Raw genomic sequence first — 15,351 nt, forward strand, 5'->3', positions numbered from 1 at the left:
CCTCGCCCAGCGCGCGGGCGAGCAGCCGCGACACGCCCGTGAAGGCCGGATGCGGCGCGGTGATCACGAAGGTCGGAATCCTCGCGAGATAACCGGCGAAGCGGCCCTTCGCCTCGAAGCGCGCGCGAAACGGCGACGCGTCGAACCGCGCGCCGAGACGCGGCACGACGCCCCCACCTATATAGATGCCGCCGGTCGCGCCGAGGGTCAGCGCCAGGTTGCCCGCGAACGAGCCGAGCATGCCGCAGAAGCAGTCGAGCGTCGCGATGCAGCGCACGTCGCCGGCGAGCGCCCGTTCGATGATCGCCGCGCTGTCGGCTTCGATCGCGCCGCCGGCATTGCCGTCGTGCGCGGCGAGCGCCGCATGAATCACGGGGATGCCGGGCCCCGCCGCGAGCCGTTCGAACGACACGTGCGGCCAGCGGGTTCGCGCGTAGCGCAGCACCGCATCCTCACGCGCGTCGGACGGCGCGAACGATACGTGTCCGCCCTCGCCGGACAGCGGCGCCCACGCGTCGCCCACACGCACGAGCGCGGAAACGCCCAGCCCGGTTCCGGCGCCGAGCACGCCGATCGCGCCGCCGGGCTGCGCATCACCGCCGCCGACCCGCCGCCGCTGTTCGTCGGACAAATGCGGCACGGCCATCGCGAGCGCCGCGAAGTCGTTGACCACGTGCAGCGTGTCGAAGCCGAGCGCGCGGCGCGTCGCGTCGATCGAGAAGCGCCAGTCGTGATTCGTCATGCTGACCCGATCGCCGTCCACCGGATTGGCGATCGCGATCGCCGCATGCCGCACCCGCGCGCCGCCGGCATCGCGCAGGAAAGCACGCACGGCATCGGCGACGCCCGCATGGTCGCTGCAGCGGTAGACGCGCACGTCGCCGATCTCGCCGCGCGCGGTCGCGAGCGCGAAGCGCGCGTGCGTGCCGCCGATGTCCGCCAGCAGGCGGGGTTCGGCGGCGGGGACGGCGCACCGCGCGGCCGGATCGCCGTTGAGGGTCGCTTCGCTCATGGTGTCTCCCGGATCGTCATCGTGTGTCGGTCATCTCGATCGTGCCGGTCATGGCACCTCCGTGCCGCGCGCCGCGTGCAGCAGCTCGAACCAGTGCTCGCGCGCGAGCGGCAGCCGCGTCGCCGCGACCGCCTCGCGCAGCGCCGCGATCCGGCTCGACCCGACGATCGGCAGCGGCCGGCACGGCAGCGCGAGCAGCCACGCGAACAGCACCGTCGTCGCCGGCACGCCGAGCGCGCCGCCGATCCGCTCGGCGCAGGCGCGCACCCGCGTCGCGGCGGGCGACGCGTCGGTCAGCAGCCGCCCGCCCGCGAGCGGCGACCACAGCATCGGCGGACAACGCCAGCGCTGCGCCTGGTCGAACGTGCCGTCGTCGAGCGGCGCGAGATGCAGCAGCGAGCCTTCGACCTGGTTCGTCGCGAGCGACAGCCCGTGCTCGACCATCCGGTCCCGCAGCAGCGCCGCCTGCGCGGGCGTAAAGTTCGAGATCCCGAATGCCCTCACCTTGCCGTCGCGCCGCAGCGCCGCGAACGTCGCGGCGACTTCGTCGGCATCCATCAGCGGATCGGGACGATGCAGCAGCAGCAGGTCGAGCCGGTCGGTGCGCAGCGCGCGCAGCGACTGCTCGACCGACGCGACGATGTGCGCGGCCCGCGTGTCGTAATGCTTGATCCGATGTTCGGGCCGGTGCGCGGACACGAGCCGGATCCCGCACTTCGTCACGATCTGCATCCGCTCGCGCAGTTGCGGCGCATCCGCGAGCACGTCACCGAACAGGCCCTCGGCCGCGTAGTCGCCGTAGATGTCCGCATGGTCGAAGCTCGTCACGCCGAGTTCGAGCGCCGCCTCGATCAACGCGCGGCGCTCGCCGCGCGACAGCCGCCAGTCGGCGATGCGCCACATCCCGAACACGATGCGCGAGAACGGCATCGCATCGGTTCCCATCGATATCGTCGTGCAAGGTTCGTTCACCATGCTCACCACCACCATTCGACTTGCGCGCCGACCGTCGACCCGCTGCGCGACGTCCCGAAAATGCCGGTCGTCGAAAGCGGATCGCCAGGCGCCGCCGCATCCTGCGCCGCCTTGTTCCAGCGCGCATACGTGTAGAACACGCGGAACTCCGGCCGCGACCAGAACGAGCGGTCCATCGCGAGCGTCAGCGCGACGCTCGCCTTCAGGAGCGTGCGCGTCGGCCCGCCGGACGGCGTCACGCGGTCGTGCCCGAGGTCACCTTGCAGCTTCACGTGCTGCGTGAACGCGTACACCGGCCGCACGCCCATCGACACCCAGGTCTGCGAGCCGCCCGACGGCGCGATGTCGCGCTGCCAGATGCCGACCACCTGTCCGCCGAAGTCGCGCGTCGCCTGCCAGTCGAACGCGTCGAGCACGCGGATGCTCTTGAAGCGGTTGTCGTTCGTCAGCGTGCCGGTATAGCCGAGGCCGGTGCCCGGGCCGACGCCGTACTGGAACGCGAGCTTGTTCTTGCCGCCGAGCAGGTTGGTCTGCACGTGCTGGACCGTGACCGACCAGCCGCTGTGCGCGTCCTGCATCACGCCGCCCGCGTTCAGCACCGGCGCGCGCGCCGGAAGGTACGACAGCCCGAACTGCAGCTCGCCGCCGGGGTTCGGATGCACGCCGGACAACTGCAGGTCGTGGCGCGTCGCGTAATTCGGCTGGTCGATGTAGTCCTCGCGGAACAGCGCATAGCTGAGCTTCAGCCCGCCGCCGATCGGCACGTTCTCGATGCCCGCGCCGAGGCCGCTCGGGTTCCAGTAGTAGAAGTCGTTCATGTGGACGTCGTTGCGCCGGTAGTAGATGCGCCCGAACCAGATCCGCATGTCGTCGAGCCCCGGAAAGTTCGTAAGCTGCACGTACGACTGCGGCAGGCGCACCTTCCCGTGGTTGCCGTCGAAGGTCGGCGTGCGGTCCAGATCGTTGACGAGGCTCGCCATGCCGACCGCCGACAGCTGCATGCCGTTCGCGAACTTGTACAGCGTCTGGTCGATCTCCAGCTCGCTGTAGACCTGACATTCGTTGCCGAGCCGGTACTTGCTCTGCGCGCCCGGCAACTGGAAGCAGGCCTGCGAATGGCCTTCGCTCGTGCCGATGCCGGCCCGCATATAACCGTGGAACTGCGTCCACGGCGTGAGCTGGTTCCAGGCCGATGACGGCGTCGGCGTGACCGCGTTGGCGGGATTCGTGTCGGCCGGCACGACGCCGGTGGCCTGCGAGAGGCCACCCGGCGCGCTGTCGGCGACGACGGTCGCCGCGGGGTCGGGCGCCGCGTGCAGCGCCGCCGACGCGACGGCCAGCGACAAGGTGGCGGCGAGCCGCGTGAGCCTGAACGGGCCGCGCGCGATGCGGCCTGCTTCGTCGATCATGAACGTGTCTCCAAACATGTTGTTGCGCCGCGTGCGATGCGCGGCGTCATCGAATAGGTATGTGTGCTGCGTCGTCCGTCATGCCGCTGGCGGGCCGGCGCGGTGGACGATCCGCGCGCCGGCCCGGCGCGAAGTCAGCCCGCGACGTCGAGGTCGAGCACCGGCGGCGCGTCGGCGGTCGCAGGCCCCGACGCGTGGATGCGGATCGGCTCGCCCGCGGCCGCGCTCGCATAGATCGCATCGAGGATCTCCATCACGATCAGCCCTTCCTCGCCCGGCGCGGGATGCGGGACGTCGCACAGGATCGCTTCCGCGTAGTCGTACATCGCCGAATGCGCGCCGTCCGCGGGCGGGTTCAGGCGCATGTCGAACTGCGCGCCGTTCTGCTCGATGAAGATGTGCGCGTCGAACGTGTAGCCTTCGTTCAGGTTCTTCTGCAGCAGCCCCGCGCGCGTGCCGAGCAAGCGCGTCTCCATCAGCTCCGCTTCCTGGATGTTGGTCGCCCACGACGCCTCGAGCGCGAGCGTCGCGCCGTTGTCGAAGCGGATCAGCGCGGCCGCGAGATCCTCGACGTCGAAGGTCTTGCCCGCGCGCGTCGCAAGCTCGCGCGCGATCGGGTCGTAGGTGCTGCCCATCACCCACACCGGCTTCGGATAGCCCATCAGCCACAGCGCGAGATCGAGCCGGTGCACGCCGAGATCGATCAGCGGCCCGCCGCCCGCGAGCGCCTTGGTGCCGAACCAGCCGCCGAAGCCGGGCATCCCGCGCCGGCGATGCCACACCGTGCGGCCGAAATAGAAGTCGCCGAACACGCCGCCGTCCACCTGCGCCTTCAGCGCGCGCGACTGCGCGCTGAAGCGGTACGAGAAATTGATCATCAGGCGCTTGCCCGCGCGCTGCGCGGCGATCAGCATGTCGCGCCCCTCGTCCGCGTTCAGCGCCATCGGCTTCTCGCACAGCACGTGAGCGCCCGCGTCGAACGCGGCGAGCGTCAGCTCGCGATGGAACTTGTTCGGCGTGCAAACGCTGACGACATCGAGCTTCTCGGACGCCAGCATCGCATCCGCGGACGCGTAGCGCGCGTCGATGCCGAACGCGTCGCCGACCTTCGCGAGCCGCTTCGCATCGGGGTCGGCGATCGCGACCACGTCGACGTCCGGATGCTCGCGCCAGCCTTCGATATGCTTGCGGCCGATCCCGAGGCCGATCACGCCGACGCGCAGGCGACGGCCGCGCGCTATCGCCGCCGCTTCCGGCAGCTCCACCTTGTAGTCGTCGTTCATGCGAGGTCTCCCGCGGTTTGCTGGATGCCGACTTGCGCGAACTGCGCGCTCTTCTCGCTGAGCGCTTCGAGCGGCGGCGAGTTCGGACAGCGGTCCGCAAGGTTCACGCGCGGCGCGGCCCACTGCACCGCGTTCGCGATCACGCGCTGCACGTTGCGGTCGTGATAGGTCGGATACGCTTCATGCCCGGGACGGAAATAGAAGATCCGGCCGTGGCCGCGCTCCCAGCAGCAGCCCGAGCGAAACACCTCGCCACCCTCGAACCACGAGATGAACACGGTCGCGTCCGGCTGCGGGATGTCGAAGCGCTCGCCGTACATCTCCTCGTGCTGCAGCTCGAAGTACTCGCCGAGCCCGGCCGCGATCGGATGCGACGGCTCGACCACCCACAGCCGCTCCTTCTCGGCCGCCTCGCGCCACTTCAGCGAGCAGTTCGTGCCGAGCAGGCGGCGGAATATCTTCGAGAAGTGCCCGGAATGCAGCACGATCAGGCCCATCCCTTCGAGCACGCGGCGCTGCACGCGCTCGACGATCTCGTCGGAGACTTTCGCGTGCGCCTTGTGCCCCCACCAGACCAGCACGTCGCACGCGGCGAGCCGCGCTTCGCTGAGGCCGTGCTCGGGCTGGTCGAGCGTCGCGGTGCCGATCTCGAGCGGCAGCGCGCCGTGGCCGAGCGCGGGCGTCTCCGCGAGCGCGCTCGCGATCACCTGGTGAATGCCGTCGGGGTAGATTGCGCGCACGCCCGCGTTTTCGCGTTCGTGCTCGAACTCGTTCCAGACGATCACTGAAAGCTTTTTGTTTTGCATGACTATCCTTTTTCGATGGAGTGGCGCCAATTCGACAGCGGCCGTGCGCCCCGGCCGCCTGAAAGCTGTGGACCGGCTCGCCGCGCTCAGGCCGTGGCGAGCGCCGGCGTCGCGGCGTCGCGCAGCATCCGCGCGGCCGCCCGTCCGTCCGGGTGAAACAGATGCAGCGCGCCGGCCGGCAGCTCGACGCGCAGGCGATCGCCGATCCGCGCGCCGCCGGCGTCGGTCTTCGCGACGATCGGCTGCGTGCTGAGCGGTGTATCGAGGTACAGGTAGGTGTGCTCGCCCATCTGCTCGACGTGCGCGACTTCGCCCGTCACGCCGCCCGCGCCGACTCTCACGTGTTCGGGGCGGATGCCGAGCGTGACGCCGGCGCCCGCATCGAGGCCGTCGCCCGACACGTTCGCCGTCAACCCGTGCTCGCGGGCCAGCGCGCGAACCTCGTCCGCGCCGGCCGACACGACGGCCGCCGGCAGGAAGTTCATCGCGGGCGACCCGATGAAGCCGGCGACGAACTGGCTCGCCGGGCGGTGATACAGGTCGAGCGGCGTGCCGATCTGCGCGATGCTGGCAACCCCGTGGCGTCCTTCGAGCGGCCGCAGCAGCACGATCTTGTCGGCGAGCGTCATTGCCTCGACCTGGTCGTGCGTCACGTAGATCATGCTGGTGCTGTCGAGGCTGCGGTGCAGCTTCGCGATCTCGACGCGGGTCTTCACGCGCAACGCGGCGTCGAGGTTCGACAGCGGTTCGTCGAACAGGAACACCTTCGGCTTGCGCACGATCGCGCGGCCGATCGCGACGCGCTGCCGCTGGCCGCCGGACAGCGCGCCGGGCTTGCGTTCGAGCAGCTCGCCGAGGCGCAGCGATTCCGACGCGAGCCGCACCCGCCGGTCGATCTCGTCCTTCGGCAAGCGCAGATGGCGCAGGCCGAACGCCATGTTTTCGTACACGGACATGTGCGGATAGAGCGCGTAGCTCTGGAATACCATCGCGATGTCGCGTTTCGCGGGCGCGAACGTGTTCACGCAGCGTCCGTCGATCCACACGTCGCCCGCGCTCTGCTCGTCGAGGCCGGCGACGATCCGCAGCAACGTCGACTTGCCGCAGCCCGACGGGCCGATGAACACGCAGAACTCGCCGGGTTCGACGGTGAGATTCACGTCGCTGAGGATGGGGGTCGCGCCGAACTGCTTGTTGAGACCGCTCAACCTGATCTGACTCATGCTTGCTCTCCTGATCCTGACGACTCAACCCTTGACTGCGCCGGCCGTGAGGCCGGAGACGATTTGCCGCTGGCACACCATCACGAGCAGCACGAGCGGCACCGTGACGATCACCGACGCGGCCATGATGGTTCCCCACGGCAGCTCGTAGCTGCTCGCGCCCGAGATCATCGTGATCGCGACGGGCACCGTGCGCTCGCCCGACGAGATCGTGAAGGTGAGCGCGAACAGGAACTCGTTCCATGCCGACACGAACGCGAGCAGCGACGTCGCGGCAAGCGCCGGGCGCAGCAGCGGCAGGAAGATCCGGAAGATCAGCGTGAACACGCCGACGCCGTCGACGAGCGCCGCGTCCTCCAGCTCGCGCGGCAGCTCGCGCATGAACGTGACGAGGATCCAGATCGTGAACGGCAGCGTGAAGATCAGGTCCGACAGCACGAGCGCGCCGAGGTGGTCGTACAGGCCGAGCGCGCGGACCAGCTCGAACAGGCCCGACAGGATCGCGACCTGCGGAAACATCGACACGCCGAGGATGCACATCATCAGCACGCCGCGCCCGCGGAACGACACGCGGCCGAGCGCATACGCGGCGAGCACCGACACCGCGAGCGACAGCGCGACCGCGCCGCCCGCGACGAGCGCCGAGTTCAGCAGGTACGCGCCGAACGGCTGGTCGCTGAACAGCTGGCGATAGTTGTCGAGCGACGGGCTGGCCGGGAACAGCGACGTATCGAACAGCGCGTCGCCATGCTTGATCGACGTGCCGATCATGTAGACGAACGGGAACAGCGCGATCACCAGCACGAGCGCCGACAGCAGCCCGTGGATCGCGATCTCGAACGGATGCTTCTTCATGTCACGCCTCCTGCATGCGTCGGCGGCTGACCGCCATGTAGCCGACCGTGAACAGCACGATCGTGAAGAACAGCAGCATCGCCGACGCCGACCCGAACCCGACCTGCTGGAAATCGATCAGCTGCTCGCGCACATAGACCGACATGCTTTTCGTGACCCGGCTGTTCGACGTCATCACGTAGATCAGGTCGAACACGCGCAGCGCGTCGAGCGAGCGGAAGATCATCGCGACCAGCACGCCGGGCAGGATCAGCGGCAGCGTCACCGAGCGGAACATGCGCCAGCGCGGCACGCCGTCGACGCGCGCGGCCTCGTAGCAGTCGCGCGGCACGGTCTGCAGCGCGGCAAGCATCAGGAGCGCCATGAACGGCGTCGTCTTCCACACGTCGACGAGCACGATGGTCGGGAACACGAGCTGCGCGTCGGCGGTGAACGCGAGCGGCTCGCGGATCGCGCCGATCGCCGTCAGCATCGCGTTGACGATGCCGAACTGGTCGTTGAGCATCCAGCTCCAGATCTTGGCCGACACGACGGTCGGGATCGCCCAGGGCACCAGCACCGCCGCGCGCAGCAGCGTGCGCAGCCGCGACGGCACGTCGAGCAGCAGCGCGACGCCGAGGCCCGCGCCCGTCTCGAGCAGCACCGACACGACGGCGAACAGCACGGTATTGCCGACTGCCTGCCACCACGCCGGGTCGCGCAGCACGCCCGCCGCGCCGAGATAGTTGTCGAGGCCGACGAAATGGCGCTGCGACAGGTCGGCCAGCTGCGCGTCAGTCAGGCTGAACCACGCGGTGCGCACGAGCGGCCAGCCGGCGATCGCCACCAGCGCCAGCAGCGCGGGCGCGACCAGCAGCCACGCCTGGCGCCGGCGGGCCTGCGCGAGCCCCGCGCCGGCCCGTGCGGGCGCCTGCTCAAACGAAGGAGTACTACTGATTTGGATGCTTCCGGTTCTCATGCGACGTCTCCTGCAGGGCCGGCGCCGTCAGGCAGCCGGCCGGATCGATCGGGCGCGGGCCGGGGCCTGTTCACGCTCATAAGGGGCTTGCGAACGTGCCTTGCCGGTCAGAGTGCAAGGACGAGCGCCGTTTGGCCGAGCCAAACAAGCGACGACCGACGCCGCAATACGGCCGGCAAGGCACGTTCCCGTGACTAAGAAATTCCTTCCAGCGGCTGGCCGCCAGAAGGGCCCGTTATTAGCGTGAACAGGCCCCTCGCGCTCAGCGCCAGTTGCCGCCGGGCGCGAGCCGGTTCAACGACGCGGCGAGCCGGGCGAGCGCGCCCGACGCGGTGTCGCTGCCGGCGAGCACGTCGTGCGCGGCGTTCCAGAACTGGTTGCTGACCTGGTTGTACTTCGCGCCGGTGACCGTCGACGGCCGCGCGACCGCGCTGCTGAAGGTCGGCAGCAGGTCGGCCATGAACGGGTTGGCCTGCAGGATGTCCTTGTCCCGGTAGAGCGCCGGCATCGTCGGGTTGTACGAGCCCTGCACCGCGCGCATCTTCTGCACCTCGGCGCTCGCCAGGTACATCACGAACTCGGCGGCCAGCTTCGGGTTCGGCGAGTAGCGCGACACGGCGAGCTGCCAGCCGCCGAGCGCGGCGGCGGGTCGCCCGTCGGCGCCGCCCTTCGGCAGCGGCGCGATGCCGACCTTGCCCTTGATCGGGCTGCCCGAGCGGTTCGCGATCGCCCACGCATACGGCCAGTTGCGCATGAACACCGCGTTGCCGGCCTGGAACACGCCGCGGGCCTCCTCTTCGCCGTAGTTCAGCACCGCCTTCGGGCTGATCGTGCCGACCCATTTCGCCGACTGTTCGAGCGCCTTGATCGCGCCCGGGTTGTCGATCGTCACGCGGCCCTTGTCGTCGACCACCGTGCCGCCGTTGTAGCTGCTGATCCATTCGAGCGCATCGCAGGTCAGCCCTTCATAGGCGCGCCCCTGCCATACGTAGCCCCAGACCTTCTCGCTGCCGGCGGCGCGCTCGCCCGCCTGGATCCTGCGCGCGGTCGCGTCGAGCTCGTCCCACGTCGCGGGCACCTTCATCCGGTACTTGTCGAGCAGGTCCTTGCGGTAGTACAGCAGCCCCGTGTCGATGAACCACGGCATCGCGACCAGCTTGCCGTTCACGGTGTCGTTCGCGACGATGCTCGGGAACGACTGGCTCTCCAGCCCCTTGCTGTACGGTTTCAGGTCGATCAGGTGGTTCGCGAGGATGCCCGGCCAGACCGTGTCGATCTGCATCACGTCGATCTTGTCCGAGCCGCTGCCGAGCAGCTGCTGGTACAGCGCGAGCGTCTCGCTCGAGTTGTTGGGCATGCTGATGAACTCGACCTCGTTGCCGGTCTTCTCGGCCCAGCGCTTCGCCGAGACCTGGCAGATGTCCTGGTCGACGCCGGCCGCGCCGCATGCAATCCGCAGCGTCGCCGCGCCGGCCGTGGCGGCCATCGTTGCGAGCGCCATCGTCAGCAATCCAGCCTTGAGCTTCATCATCGGGTGTGTCTCCAGTGTCGTTCGAATCGTGCGCCGCAAGCGTCGCGAGCGCGTCGCCGGGTGCCGTGGGTGTATGAGACTCCAGTCCCGTTAATCGAAAATTTCGGAAACGCGACCCGCCATTAACAATCGAAACAATCGGCTCGGCGAATTAGTCGAGGAGCGCGGCGAGCGCCGCCAGATCGAACGGCTTCGGCACGAACGGCAGGTCCGCGCGCCAGTCGGGATGGGCCTGGTGGATCTCGGCCGGCAGGCCCGACGTCAGCGCGACGCGCTGCGCCGGCCAGCGTTCGGCGAGCCTCGCGGCGAACGCGATGCCGCTGCCGCCCGCGCCGAGCGAGATGTCCGACAGCACGAGCGTGACCGGGCCGTGCTCGGCCAGCCAGCCGAGCGCCGCGTCGCCGGTCGCGACCGCGTCGGCCTGCGCGCCGAGCGCCGCGAACTGGCTGAGCGCCGTGTCGCGCACCTCGGGATCGTCGTCGACCACCAGCACGCGCGCGCCGGCCCGCCGGCCGGCGGGCAGCGCGGGCGCGGCAGTCACCGCACCGCGCCGCTCGGGCGCCGCGCCCTCCGGCAGCCACAGCTCGACGCGCGTCCCGCGGCCGACCTCGCTGTGGATCCGCAGGTCGCCGCCGCTCTGACGCACGAAGCCGTACACGCTGCTGAGGCCGAGCCCGCTGCCCTCGCCGGCCGCCTTGGTCGTGAAGAACGGCTCGATCACCTTGTCGAGCAGCAGCGGCGCGATCCCGCAGCCGGTATCGGTCACGCTCAGCACGACCGCGTGCGGCGCGGCCGCGCCGTCGGCCGCCGGTTCGCGACGCGCGGCCAGCGCGAGCGTGCCGCCGTCCGGCATCGCGGCGGCGCTGTTGAGCGTCAGGTTCAGCACCGCGTTCTCGAGCTGGCCGCGATCGACGTTCACCCACAGCGGTTCCGCGGCCGGCTCCAGCACGACGGTCACCCGCTGGCCCGCCGAATACTCGACGAGATCGAGCATCTCCGCGAGCATCGCCCGCACCGACACGCGCTCGGCCTGCAGCGGCTGGCGCCGCGCGAACGCGAGCAGCCGCCGCGTGAGGCGCGACGCGCGCTCGGCCGCGCGGCGCGCCCGCTCGGCCATCGTCTGCGCGTCGTGCTGCCCGTCGAGGCGCGGCAGCAGCAGCTCGAGGTTGCCGAGGATCGCGACCAGGAAGTTGTTGAAATCGTGCGCGACGCCGCCCGTCAGCTGCCCCAGCACGTCCATCTTCTGCGCCTGGCGCAGCTCCGCCTCGACCGCGCGCCGGCTCGTCAGGTCGCGGCACACCGCGACCCAGCCGCCGTCCGGGAGCGGCTGGCAGTGGAATTCGAGGGTCCGCCGGTCGCGCAGGTGCAGTTCGGCCGACGCCGCGATGCGCGCGCCGTCCGACGTGCGGGTCGCGGTCTCGCGCGACACCTGGCGCCAGCGCGCGGGCGGGTCGACGGCGCGCCGCAACGTCGCGAGCGGCAGGCCCGCGTGCAGCGCGGCGGCATCGATCCCGAGCAGCGTCGCGAAGGTCGGATTCCACGCGATCAGGCTGCCGTGCGCGTCGTGCACGGACACGCCGTCGTTCATCGAGTTGAGCACCGACTCCTGCAGGCGGCGCTGCGCCTCGAGCCCTTGAGTCAACTGCTCCTTCTCGATCAGGTTGGTGCGGAACACCTCGAACGCGCGCGCCAGCTCGCCGATTTCGTCCGGCCGGTGCGTCGACGGCATCCGGTCCGACGTCACCCCCTTCGCGAGGCGCGCCATCACGCGCGTCATCGCCTGCAGCTTGAGCAGGATGCGGCTCGCGTACGCGACGCCGAGCAGCGCGACCGCGACGCCCGCGACCGCCAGCAGCAACAGCCCCGACTGGCTCGACACCGCGACCTTGCGCACCTTGTCGCTGCGCTCGCTCGCGATCTGCCGCAGCCGCTCGACGTAGCGCGCCGACTTGCCGCTCAAATGGTCCGCATGGCCGCGCAGCAGCGTGACGAGGTAGCCCGTCTGCGTCTCGCTCGCGAGGAACTCGCGGCGCACCGCGAACACGCTGCGCGCGCCGCCGTCGAGCCGCTGCAGCGCGTCGGCGAGCGCGGGCTGGCGGCGGTCCTCGCCGCGCTCGCGCACGCGCAGCCACAGCGCCTCGTTGTCGCTTTCGGCGCTGCCGAGCTCCGCCGCGTTCGCCGCCTGCAGCGCGCCGGCGGTGCGCGCCCAGATCTCGAGCAGCGTCGGCGCGCGCTGCGCGATCAGGCTCTTGTCGCGCGCGATGCGCTCGCCGATGCGGTCGTTCGCGACGCGCAGCTCGCCCAGCTCCTCCTTGAGCTGCCGCTGCCGGCCCGACACGACCAGCAGCCGCGCGAGATCCTGGTCGATCGCATCGAGATCGTCGATCACCGCCAGCTGCTCGCCCGCCTTCGCGGCCGGGCCGGGCTGCTTGCCGAAGCCCGGCGACAGGCGCCGGATGTCGCCGAGCAGGCCCCGCAGCAGCTCGGTGTCGTTGTGCAGCAGGTCCGGCGAATCGGTCAGCATCATGCTCGGCGCGACTGCCGCGAGCTGCGCGACCTTGTCCGACAGCTCGAGCGCGCGGGCGATCTCCGGCACGACGTTCGCCTCGTATTCGTCGAGCGCGTTCTGGTTCGCGCGCATGCCGAGCACGCCGACCACGACGACCGCGAGCGTGATGCCGAACAGCAGCAGGAACGTCGCGGTCAGCTTGGTCCGCACGCTCCACGGCGGCAACAGGGTGAACGGGGCGCGCATCGCGTCACACGCGCACGACCGGCACCGCGAACACATAGCCGACGCCGCGCTGCGTGCGGATATAGGTCGGCTGCTCGGGGTTCGGCTCTATCTTGCGGCGCAGCCGCAGGATCAGCACGTCGATCGTGCGGTCGTAGACATCGATGCCGAAGCCGCGCGTGTGCTCGAGCAGCTGGTCGCGCGACCACACGCGCGACGGCTGCTGCACCATCGCGGCGAGCAGTTCGAACTCGCCCTGCGTCAGCGCGCAGGCGCTGCCGTCGTGGATCAGCGTGCGCGCGGCGAGGTCCAGCGTCCAGCCGTCGAAGCAGAAGCGCGGGCCGCCCCCGTTCGACGCGGGGCGCGGCATCGACAGCTCGGTCGTGCGCCGCAGCTGCGCGCGCACCCGCGCGATCAGCTCGCGCCCCGAGAACGGCTTCGTGACGAAGTCGTCGGCCGCGGTCTCGAGGCCGAGCACGCGGTCCGTCTCGTCGCCGAGGCCGCTGATCATGATGATCGACACGTCCGAGCGCCGCCGCAGCTCGCGCGCGACCGTCAGGCCGTCCTCGCCGCGCAGCTTCAGGTCGAGAATGACGAGCGCGTGCGGCGCGGCCGCCAGCCGCTGCTGCATGTGCGCGGCGCTGTCGACCGCCGATACCTCGAATCCCGCCTCTTCCAGCACGCCCGTCAGCCAGGCGCGCACTTCCGGATCGTCGTCCAGTACCAGGATCCGATGTTTTTCTGACATGCGTGTTCTCCTCCATGCCGGTCGCGCGCGCCGATTCGCGCGGCGGCCGGTTGTCGACCGGCGCCATCCGCCGGTTTCTGGCCGGCCGCCGTCGAGTGCGCGGTCCGGCCGGAAGCGAATGTTGGCCGAAACCGGGCGACCCTGGCAAGCTCCGGCAGCAGCGAAGGTCGTGACGGCGGCCGGAAAGCCTTGGGGCATCGGTGAATACCCTGCCCCGGCGCTCGACGCCCGGCTGCGCCGGCCGACGCGCGCCAACGCTTCGGCCGACCATCGCCGACGCATCGCGAATCGCCGGCCGTCGACTGCCAAGTGATCCGACCTCGCGATCGAATCGCGCCGCGGGCTCATCGCGACATCCGGACAACCGCATCGCGTCGACAGGCCAATCCCTCTGCATGACGAACGACACCGCCGTCGCATCGCGGCTTTCCACTTGCGATTGCCGATGCCGCAAGCGATATCCGGACGCCATTCGCGCGCGCACTCGCGCGCGGCCAAGCGGAATTCGGTCGTAAACACACGCGCCTCGCATCGCCGCGAGCCGGATATTCAGAAAATATTTCCATGCAGAATATCGGCATTGCCGTCCCGCATACCGCGCTGCTCCCCCGTGTCGGCGCTCGCCGGCGCCGCACCTATCATTCAGAAGACGAAACGTTTTCGCGCCGCCGATTCATGCGAGTTCCATCGCGGATTCGCGAAAAATCGCGTGCCGCGCATGACGCCGCATTCGCGCATCCATTCGACCGCGCGAACCCGAATTGCCATTTGCTTTCATCCTCGAAAAACACGCGTTTAAGCGGTACACCCGACGTATCTGCCGAATTGGTGCGCGCAACAATGACGATGCCGCGCGACCGTGGGCCATGCGGCCGTCTTGCCATTCGCATGGATCGGTTACGCGGTGTTTGACCAACGCCAATCACTTTCTAATCGAGGACACATCCATGCAACTCCAATCACACCCCGCATGCCGGCCGTTCCACGAAGCCGGTGAATTGACGCAACTCGTGGCCTACTATGAAGAAGGCCGCAACGTCATGTGGATGATGCTTCGCTCCGAACCGCGGCCGTGCTTCAACCAGCAACTCGTGACCGACATCATCCATCTCGCGCGCGTCGCACGGGAGACCGGGCTGCCCTTCGACTTCTGGGTGACGGGCTCGCTCGTCCCCGAGCTGTTCAACGTCGGAGGCGACCTGAGCTTCTTCGTCGACGCGATCCGCAGCGGCAGGCGCGACCAGCTGGTCGCGTATGCGCGCTCCTGCATCGACGGCGTCTTCGAGATCTACACGGGCTTCGGCACCGGCGCGATCTCGATCGCGATGGTCGAGGGCAGCGCGCTCGGCGGCGGCTTCGAGGCCGCGCTCGCGCATCACTACGTGCTCGCGCAGAAAGGCGTGAAGCTCGGCTTCCCCGAGATCGCGTTCAACCTGTTCCCGGGGATGGGCGGCTATTCGCTCGTCGCGCGCAAGGCGCACCGGCGCCTCGCGGAGGAACTGATCGCGAACGGCGAGCCGCACGTCGCCGAGTGGTACGCGGATCACGGCCTCATCGACCAGACGTTCGAGGCGGGCGACGCGTTTCTCGCGACGCGCACCTTCATCGACGTGCTGCGGCCGAAGCTGAACGGCGTTCGCGCGATGCTGCGCGCGCGTCAGCGCGTGTTCCCGCTGTCGCGGTCCGAACTGATGGACATCACGGAGGACTGGGTGCGGGCGGCGTTCACGATCGAGCCGAAGGATCTCGCGTACATGGAACGCCTCGTGATGCTGCAGAACCGGCGCGTGTCGAAGCTGCGCACGGTGTGATGCCGG

At 69.7% G+C, this 15,351-nt stretch carries 12 protein-coding genes and 1 pseudogene; 2 read left to right on the forward strand and 11 right to left on the reverse strand.

What is annotated here, in order from left to right:
* Positions 1 to 7: 7 nt before the first annotated feature.
* The 11 genes and pseudogenes from ACFIMZ_RS32155 to ACFIMZ_RS32205 all read right to left on the reverse strand — a co-directional run.
* Positions 8 to 1,012 (reverse strand): annotated as a pseudogene (locus tag ACFIMZ_RS32155) (glucokinase); the annotation flags it as partial.
* A gap of 48 nt (positions 1,013 to 1,060) precedes the next feature.
* Positions 1,061 to 2,002 carry an aldo/keto reductase gene (locus tag ACFIMZ_RS32160; protein WP_431823469.1) on the reverse strand — a complete coding sequence of 314 codons (942 nt, stop codon included), beginning with the start codon at positions 2,000 to 2,002 and terminating at the stop codon, positions 1,061 to 1,063.
* Positions 1,990 to 3,396, reverse strand: a complete 1,407-nt coding sequence (locus ACFIMZ_RS32165) for a maltoporin (RefSeq protein WP_431823470.1) — start codon at positions 3,394 to 3,396, stop codon at positions 1,990 to 1,992. Before ACFIMZ_RS32165 ends, ACFIMZ_RS32160 begins: the two co-directional genes overlap by 13 nt.
* Positions 3,397 to 3,530: 134 nt before the next feature.
* On the reverse strand, positions 3,531 to 4,679 hold the full coding sequence (locus tag ACFIMZ_RS32170; protein WP_431823471.1) for a Gfo/Idh/MocA family protein: 1,149 nt from the start codon (positions 4,677 to 4,679) through the stop codon (positions 3,531 to 3,533).
* A complete protein-coding gene (locus ACFIMZ_RS32175; protein ID WP_431823472.1) occupies positions 4,676 to 5,485 on the reverse strand; it encodes a ThuA domain-containing protein in 810 nt (269 codons plus the stop codon). Before ACFIMZ_RS32175 ends, ACFIMZ_RS32170 begins: the two co-directional genes overlap by 4 nt.
* An 86-nt stretch (positions 5,486 to 5,571) precedes the next feature.
* The gene (locus ACFIMZ_RS32180) at positions 5,572 to 6,708 is read right to left on the reverse strand and encodes an ABC transporter ATP-binding protein (RefSeq protein WP_431823473.1); all 1,137 of its coding nucleotides are present in this window, start codon (positions 6,706 to 6,708) and stop codon (positions 5,572 to 5,574) included.
* A gap of 24 nt (positions 6,709 to 6,732) precedes the next feature.
* The gene (locus ACFIMZ_RS32185) at positions 6,733 to 7,563 is read right to left on the reverse strand and encodes a carbohydrate ABC transporter permease (protein ID WP_431823474.1); all 831 of its coding nucleotides are present in this window, start codon (positions 7,561 to 7,563) and stop codon (positions 6,733 to 6,735) included.
* Between the two features lies 1 nt (position 7,564).
* The gene (locus ACFIMZ_RS32190) at positions 7,565 to 8,521 is read right to left on the reverse strand and encodes a carbohydrate ABC transporter permease (RefSeq protein WP_431823475.1); all 957 of its coding nucleotides are present in this window, start codon (positions 8,519 to 8,521) and stop codon (positions 7,565 to 7,567) included.
* A gap of 262 nt (positions 8,522 to 8,783) precedes the next feature.
* Positions 8,784 to 10,052 carry an ABC transporter substrate-binding protein gene (locus ACFIMZ_RS32195; RefSeq protein ID WP_431823476.1) on the reverse strand — a complete coding sequence of 423 codons (1,269 nt, stop codon included), beginning with the start codon at positions 10,050 to 10,052 and terminating at the stop codon, positions 8,784 to 8,786.
* Positions 10,053 to 10,203: 151 nt separating this feature from the next.
* A complete protein-coding gene (locus ACFIMZ_RS32200; protein ID WP_431823477.1) occupies positions 10,204 to 12,807 on the reverse strand; it encodes an ATP-binding protein in 2,604 nt (867 codons plus the stop codon).
* 4 nt (positions 12,808 to 12,811) lie between these two features.
* Positions 12,812 to 13,534 carry a winged helix-turn-helix domain-containing protein gene (locus tag ACFIMZ_RS32205; RefSeq protein ID WP_431823478.1) on the reverse strand — a complete coding sequence of 241 codons (723 nt, stop codon included), beginning with the start codon at positions 13,532 to 13,534 and terminating at the stop codon, positions 12,812 to 12,814.
* A 564-nt stretch (positions 13,535 to 14,098) separates the two neighbouring features.
* Between ACFIMZ_RS32205 and ACFIMZ_RS32210 the strand changes: the two genes are divergently transcribed.
* Both ACFIMZ_RS32210 and ACFIMZ_RS32215 read left to right on the forward strand, forming a co-directional pair.
* A complete protein-coding gene (locus ACFIMZ_RS32210) occupies positions 14,099 to 14,446 on the forward strand; it encodes a hypothetical protein (RefSeq protein WP_431823479.1) in 348 nt (115 codons plus the stop codon).
* Positions 14,447 to 14,481: 35 nt separating this feature from the next.
* Positions 14,482 to 15,345, forward strand: coding sequence for a crotonase/enoyl-CoA hydratase family protein (locus tag ACFIMZ_RS32215; RefSeq protein ID WP_431823480.1), 864 nt, complete (start codon positions 14,482 to 14,484; stop codon positions 15,343 to 15,345).
* The last annotated feature ends 6 nt before the right edge of the window (positions 15,346 to 15,351 follow it).

The organism is Burkholderia sp. F1 (assembly GCF_050813845.1).
Classification (GTDB): Bacteria; Pseudomonadota; Gammaproteobacteria; order Burkholderiales; family Burkholderiaceae; genus Burkholderia; species Burkholderia ubonensis.

What these genes read in the sequence shown, in the direction of transcription:
- ACFIMZ_RS32205 (WP_431823478.1), bottom strand. Translation starts at nt 13,534, where the DNA reads ATGTCAGAAAAACATCGGATCCTGGTACTGGACGACGATCCGGAAGTG.
- ACFIMZ_RS32200 (WP_431823477.1), bottom strand. Translation starts at nt 12,807, where the DNA reads ATGCGCGCCCCGTTCACCCTGTTGCCGCCGTGGAGCGTGCGGACCAAG.
- ACFIMZ_RS32190 (WP_431823475.1), bottom strand. Translation starts at nt 8,521, where the DNA reads ATGAGAACCGGAAGCATCCAAATCAGTAGTACTCCTTCGTTTGAGCAG.
- ACFIMZ_RS32185 (WP_431823474.1), bottom strand. Translation starts at nt 7,563, where the DNA reads ATGAAGAAGCATCCGTTCGAGATCGCGATCCACGGGCTGCTGTCGGCG.
- ACFIMZ_RS32165 (WP_431823470.1), bottom strand. Translation starts at nt 3,396, where the DNA reads ATGATCGACGAAGCAGGCCGCATCGCGCGCGGCCCGTTCAGGCTCACG.
- ACFIMZ_RS32170 (WP_431823471.1), bottom strand. Translation starts at nt 4,679, where the DNA reads ATGAACGACGACTACAAGGTGGAGCTGCCGGAAGCGGCGGCGATAGCG.
- ACFIMZ_RS32210 (WP_431823479.1), top strand. Translation starts at nt 14,099, where the DNA reads ATGCAGAATATCGGCATTGCCGTCCCGCATACCGCGCTGCTCCCCCGT.
- ACFIMZ_RS32175 (WP_431823472.1), bottom strand. Translation starts at nt 5,485, where the DNA reads ATGCAAAACAAAAAGCTTTCAGTGATCGTCTGGAACGAGTTCGAGCAC.
- ACFIMZ_RS32160 (WP_431823469.1), bottom strand. Translation starts at nt 2,002, where the DNA reads ATGGTGGTGGTGAGCATGGTGAACGAACCTTGCACGACGATATCGATG.
- ACFIMZ_RS32215 (WP_431823480.1), top strand. Translation starts at nt 14,482, where the DNA reads ATGCAACTCCAATCACACCCCGCATGCCGGCCGTTCCACGAAGCCGGT.
- ACFIMZ_RS32195 (WP_431823476.1), bottom strand. Translation starts at nt 10,052, where the DNA reads ATGATGAAGCTCAAGGCTGGATTGCTGACGATGGCGCTCGCAACGATG.
- ACFIMZ_RS32180 (WP_431823473.1), bottom strand. Translation starts at nt 6,708, where the DNA reads ATGAGTCAGATCAGGTTGAGCGGTCTCAACAAGCAGTTCGGCGCGACC.